The organism is Flavobacterium sp. (genome assembly GCF_043720215.1).
Classification (GTDB): Bacteria; Bacteroidota; Bacteroidia; order Flavobacteriales; family Flavobacteriaceae; genus Flavobacterium.
Genome location: NZ_JAYSSZ010000056.1, coordinates 1 through 5,380 on the forward strand (window position 1 = coordinate 1; position 5,380 = coordinate 5,380).

General features: G+C 31.4%; 7 protein-coding genes and 1 pseudogene. All 8 read left to right on the forward strand.

What is annotated here, in order from left to right:
- Positions 1-501, forward strand: a pseudogene (locus ACHZC3_RS02425) (beta-ketoacyl synthase); the annotation flags it as partial.
- Positions 501-1,118, forward strand: coding sequence for a 3-oxoacyl-ACP synthase (locus ACHZC3_RS02430; protein ID WP_394758285.1), 618 nt, complete (start codon positions 501-503; stop codon positions 1,116-1,118). The pseudogene ACHZC3_RS02425 and the gene ACHZC3_RS02430, both read left to right, overlap by 1 nt.
- A 1-nt stretch (position 1,119) precedes the next feature.
- Positions 1,120-1,377: a phosphopantetheine-binding protein gene (locus ACHZC3_RS02435; protein WP_394758286.1), complete on the forward strand. Its 258-nt coding sequence runs from the start codon at positions 1,120-1,122 to the stop codon at positions 1,375-1,377.
- A gap of 136 nt (positions 1,378-1,513) precedes the next feature.
- Positions 1,514-1,741: a four helix bundle protein gene (locus tag ACHZC3_RS02440; protein ID WP_394758287.1), complete on the forward strand. Its 228-nt coding sequence runs from the start codon at positions 1,514-1,516 to the stop codon at positions 1,739-1,741.
- A gap of 97 nt (positions 1,742-1,838) precedes the next feature.
- Positions 1,839-3,038 (forward strand): beta-ketoacyl-[acyl-carrier-protein] synthase family protein, encoded by a 1,200-nt coding sequence (locus ACHZC3_RS02445; protein WP_394758288.1) that lies wholly within the window; start codon positions 1,839-1,841, stop codon positions 3,036-3,038.
- Complete coding sequence (locus tag ACHZC3_RS02450) at positions 3,035-4,099, forward strand: beta-ketoacyl synthase N-terminal-like domain-containing protein (RefSeq protein ID WP_394758289.1); 1,065 nt, start codon at positions 3,035-3,037, stop codon at positions 4,097-4,099. The genes ACHZC3_RS02445 and ACHZC3_RS02450 overlap by 4 nt, the downstream gene beginning before the upstream one ends.
- Positions 4,093-4,869, forward strand: coding sequence for a polysaccharide deacetylase family protein (locus tag ACHZC3_RS02455; protein WP_394758290.1), 777 nt, complete (start codon positions 4,093-4,095; stop codon positions 4,867-4,869). Before ACHZC3_RS02450 ends, ACHZC3_RS02455 begins: the two co-directional genes overlap by 7 nt.
- A gap of 64 nt (positions 4,870-4,933) precedes the next feature.
- A partial coding sequence (locus ACHZC3_RS02460) for an outer membrane lipoprotein carrier protein LolA (protein ID WP_394758291.1) occupies positions 4,934-5,380 on the forward strand: 447 nt, incomplete at its 3' end.

The window sequence follows — 5,380 nt, forward strand, 5'->3', positions numbered from 1 at the left end:
GCGGTTTTGGTTTCAGCTAATAAAGAAAATGCTAAAATAAAAATTATTGGAGATGGTTCTATAAACGATGCCAATCATATTTCTGGACCATCGAGAACAGGCGAAGGACTTTTCAGAAGCATCGAAAGTGCTTTATTGGAAGCCAAAATCAAGCCAAATCAAATTGATTATATTTCTGCTCACGGAACAGCGACGCCGTTTAATGACGAAATGGAAGCCATTGCATTTAACAGATTAGGATTAGAAAATGTTCCGATAAATAGTCTAAAAGGATTTTATGGACATACTTTAGGTGCTTCTGGATTGCTAGAAACCGTTATTGGAATTCAATCTGTTTTAGAAAATAAATTATTCGTTTCTTTAGGTTTTGATGAAATGGGCGTGAGTCAACCCATTAATATTATTAAAGAAAATCAAGATAAAAACTGCAACTATTTCCTAAAAACAGCATCTGGTTTTGGTGGTTGCAATACAGCGGTTTTATTCGAAAAAATAAAATAATGTTAGAAAATAAAACCTACATACAATCCTTCTGCACCATTCAGAATAATGAAATTATACTGAATGGAGAATCGATTTTTAAATCGGATTCTGATTTATTTTCTGATTTTTCGAAGAAAGCCTATCAAAATTTCGATATCAATTATCCAAAATTTTTCAAAATGGATAATTTGAGTAAATTGGCTTTTTTAGCTGCTGAATTACTTCTGAAAAATGAAATTGACGAATCTAAAGAAAATAATATTGCTTTAGTTTTTGCCAATAAATCATCAAGTTTAGATACCGATGTAAAATACCAAAATTCAATTTCCGACAAGGAAAATTATTTTCCGTCTCCAGCAGTTTTTGTTTACACGTTACCCAATATTTGCATCGGAGAAATTAGTATCAAACACCAATTGAAAAGTGAAAATTCTTTTTTTATCTTTGACGCGTTCCATTCGGAATTCATGACAAATTATGCCAACGTACTTTTGCATACAAAAAAAGCAGAAAAAGTGCTTTTCGGTTGGGTCGAATATTATAATGAAGAATACAAAGCATTCCTTTATTTGGTTGCCAACGAAGGGAAAACAGAACATAATAAAGAAATAATAGAAAATTTATATAACAAATAATATGGAAGCGTTAAAACAAGAATTAAAAGAAAAAATCATTGAAGTTCTAAACTTAGAAGATATAAATGTAGCAGATGTAAATGATGATGATGCCTTATTTGGCGACGGACTAGGATTAGATTCTATCGATGCTTTAGAGCTTATTGTTATGCTTGACAAAGATTACGGAATCAAATTAGTAGATCCAAAAGAAGGAAAAAATATTTTCCAATCTATCGAAACCATGGCAGCTTATATCACTGCAAACAGAACAAAATAATTTTAGATTTTAGAGTTCAGATTTTAGATTTAAAAATGTATGACTACAAACGAATTAAAATTAAGAACTAAAAATTTTTCCATCTTGATAATAAATTTGGTTGAAAAATTACCGAATTCAATAGCAGGAAAAACTATTGCAAATCAAATTATTAAGTGGAACATCAGTTGGTGCAAATTACCGAGCTGTTTGTAGGGCTCGAAGTGATAGAGAATTCATCTCTAAAATGAATATAGTTTTAGAAGAAGCTGATGAAACAATGTTTTGGCTAGAATTAATTATTGATAGAAAATGGTTTGATATAAACGAAGTTTCAAATTTATTAGATGAAGGCAATCAACTAACAGCAATTTTTGTTAGCTAATTAAAAACTGTTAACACGAGAATAAGTAATTCAAAAATCTAAATTTTAATAAGTAAAAAAAATAATCTAAAATCTGAATTCTAAAATCTAAAATGGAATGAAAGGAGTCGCAATAACAGGAATGGGAATAATATCGGCAATCGGGAATTCGGTTGAAGAAAATTATTTTTCGCTCGTCAATAACAAAACGGCAATTACAACCATCGAAAATATATCGACGGTACATGCTGATTTGAGAAAAGTGGGTGAAATCAAGAAAACCAACCAAGAGTTAGCTGATGAACTTCAACTTCCTTCAGATAATAATTTTTCGAGAACCACTATGATTGGTGCCATTGCAGCCAAACAAGCAGTTGCAAATGCAGGAATTACTTCGATAAATGAATACAAAACAGGACTAATTTCGGCAACTAGCGTTGGTGGAATGGACATGACTGAAAGATATTATTACGATTATTTCGAAAAGCCAGAAACCATTAAATATGTTAGTTGTCATGATGGTGGCGATGTGGCTCAAAAAATAGCCAATGAATTAGGTTTAAACGGAATGGTAACCACAATAAGTACTGCTTGTTCGTCGGCAGCCAATTCGATTATGTTGGGTGCAAGATTAATAAAATCAGGAAAACTAGATCGAGTGATTGTGGGCGGAACTGATGCTTTGGCAAAATTTACCATCAACGGATTTAAAACCTTGATGATTTTATCGGACGGATATAATATGCCATTTGATAATGACCGTAAAGGATTAAATTTAGGTGAAGCCGCCGCTTTTTTAGTGTTAGAATCGGACGAAATTGTAAAAAAAGAAAACAAAAAAGTATTGGCAAGAGTTTCTGGTTACGGAAACGCAAACGATGCTTTTCATCAAACTGCTTCTTCCGAAAACGGAGATGGTGCCTTTCTAGCAATGGAGAAAGCGTTTCAAGTTTCGGGACTAAAACCAGGGCAAATTGATTATATCAATGTGCATGGAACTGCAACACCTAACAATGATTTATCAGAAGGAAGAGCAATAGTTCGAGTTTTTGGTGAGAAAAATATTCCCGACTTTAGCTCAACAAAACCATTTACAGGTCACACATTAGCAGCAGCAGCAGCAATTGAAGCAGTTTATAGTGTTTTGGCAATTCAAAATAATGTGGTTTTTCCAAATATGAATTTTAAAACACCGATGGAAGAGTTTAATATGATTCCACAAACCACTTTAAAACAAAAAAATATCGAACATGTTTTGTCTAATTCATTCGGATTTGGCGGAAATTGTTCGACCGTAATTTTTTCAAAAAGCGAATGAGAAAGACATATATAAATGGTGTAGGTTGTATTTCGGCTCAAAAAACGTTCGACACAATTTTTTTGGAAGAAGCAATAATAAATGAAACGACTAATGTTTTGCCATTAGAAATTCCTGTTTACAAAGATTTTATTTCGCCAACGGCAATTCGAAGAATGGCAAAAGGAGTGAAAAACGGAATTGTAGCTTCGGCATTGGCCATGAAAGAAGCAAATACCGAAACTTTTGATGCTATTATTACAGGAACAGGAATGGGCTGTATAGACGATTCTGATAAATTTCTAAGAGCATTAATCGATAATAACGAAGAATTTTTAACACCAACTTCTTTTATCCAATCAACTCACAATACAGTTGGTTCTCAAATCGCTTTGGGATTGCAATGCAAAGCCTATAATTTCACTTATGTAAATGGTTCGGTTTCTTTCGAATCGGCACTTTTAGATGCAAAATTACAGTTTGATGAAAACGAAGTTTCCTCAATTTTAATTGGAGGAATAGATGAAATGAACGATTATACAGCATCGCTTTTTAAGTTGGCTGGATTTGTAAAACAAGACAATGAGAGTCCGTATAAAGTGCTAAATTCAACTACAAAAGGAGTTGTATATAGTGAAGGCGCTACTTTTTTTGTTCTCGAAGATAAAAAACAAGAGAATTCGTATGCTGCCGTTTTAGATGTTGAAATCATTAACAAGCTTCAAATTGATGAAGTTGAAACAAAAATAATTGATTTTCTAAAATCAAATTTATTACAAATCTCTGATATTGATGCAGTAGTTTTGGGTTACAACGGCGATGTAGAAACTGATGTTTTTTATAGAAATATTGCTGAAAACACTTTTGCAAAAACACAACAAGTTTATTATAAACATTTGTCTGGCGAATACAATACAGCATCTGCTTTTGGATTGTGGGTTGGTGCAAAAATTATAAAAACGCAACAAATTCCTGAAATTCTAAAAGTAAATCATTTAGAAAACACAAACTATAAAAACATACTTTTATACAACCAATACAAAGGAATCGATCATAGTTTTACTTTAATTTCAAAATGCTAAATTACAGAAATACAAATATTGTTTTTTTTGTACTTTTTGCCTTACTATTACTTTTTAGTTTTTTTGTAACGGTAAATTGGTGGTTATTTCTGTTGCTTTTTGTTTCCAGATTTATTGTTATAATTACGGGTTCTACTCAAATTCCTTTAAATTTTTTTTTAAAAGCGTATTGTAACAATCCGTTAGAAAAAGAAAAAAATATTGCACTAACATTCGATGATGGACCACATGAAATGACATTATTGGTTTTAGATGTTTTAAAAAAGCACAATACAAAAGCTACTTTTTTTTGCATTGGTAAAAATATAGAAAAACACCCTGAAATCTTAAAAAAAGTCATTGCTGAAGGACATATTGTAGGTAATCATTCTTATGACCATTCTCGACTTTTCGATTTTTATAGAAAAGACAAATTAATAGCCGAAATTGAAAAAACGGATGCTCTAATCGAAAAAATTTCAGATAAAAAAACTATTTTATTTCGTCCACCTTTTGGTGTTACAAATCCATCAATAAAAAGAGCTTTAGAAGTTACCAAGCATCACGTTATTGGCTGGAATATTCGCTCATTAGACGGAATTATTAAAAATGAAAAATTGGTTTTTAACAGGATAAAAAAACTAATTTCTCCTGGCGGGATTGTACTTTTGCACGATACTTCCTTACAATCTGTAAACGCATTGGAACAGTTATTGCAGTTTGTAGAAGAAAATGAATATAAAGTTGTTTCGTTAGAGCAACTTTTAGATATCAAAGCTTATGAAGATTAAAACCTATATAATTGCATTAATTTTATGTTTCTACAACCTCTCATTACTCGCTCAAGAGCAAAAAATGACTGAAACAGAAATAGTTTCTTTCAAAAAAGCAGTCAAGGAAGTTGCAACAAAAATAAAAACTTTAACTACCGATTTTGTGCAATACAAACACTTAGATTTTCTGTCGAAAGACATAGAAACTTCAGGAAAAATGGTCTTTAAAGAGCCAAATATGTTGCAATGGCAATACAAGAAACCTTATAATTATAGTATTGTTTTCAAAAGCGGAAAGATTTTTATAGATGACGAAGGCAAGAAAAGCGCTATGGATGTGAGCAGTAGCAAAATTTTTGGAAAAATAAACAAACTTATTGTAGGAAGCGTAAGTGGAAATATGTTTGATGATAAGGAATTTGTAATTTCTTATTTTAAAAATAAAACCAACAATATTACGAAGTTTATTCCAAAAGATGCGGCGCTAAAAAAATACATCAAACAAATTGAGCTAACTTTCGATAAAGAT

What these genes read in the sequence shown, in the direction of transcription:
- ACHZC3_RS02430 (WP_394758285.1), top strand. Translation starts at nt 501, where the DNA reads ATGTTAGAAAATAAAACCTACATACAATCCTTCTGCACCATTCAGAAT.
- ACHZC3_RS02435 (WP_394758286.1), top strand. Translation starts at nt 1,120, where the DNA reads ATGGAAGCGTTAAAACAAGAATTAAAAGAAAAAATCATTGAAGTTCTA.
- ACHZC3_RS02445 (WP_394758288.1), top strand. Translation starts at nt 1,839, where the DNA reads ATGAAAGGAGTCGCAATAACAGGAATGGGAATAATATCGGCAATCGGG.
- ACHZC3_RS02450 (WP_394758289.1), top strand. Translation starts at nt 3,035, where the DNA reads ATGAGAAAGACATATATAAATGGTGTAGGTTGTATTTCGGCTCAAAAA.
- ACHZC3_RS02455 (WP_394758290.1), top strand. Translation starts at nt 4,093, where the DNA reads ATGCTAAATTACAGAAATACAAATATTGTTTTTTTTGTACTTTTTGCC.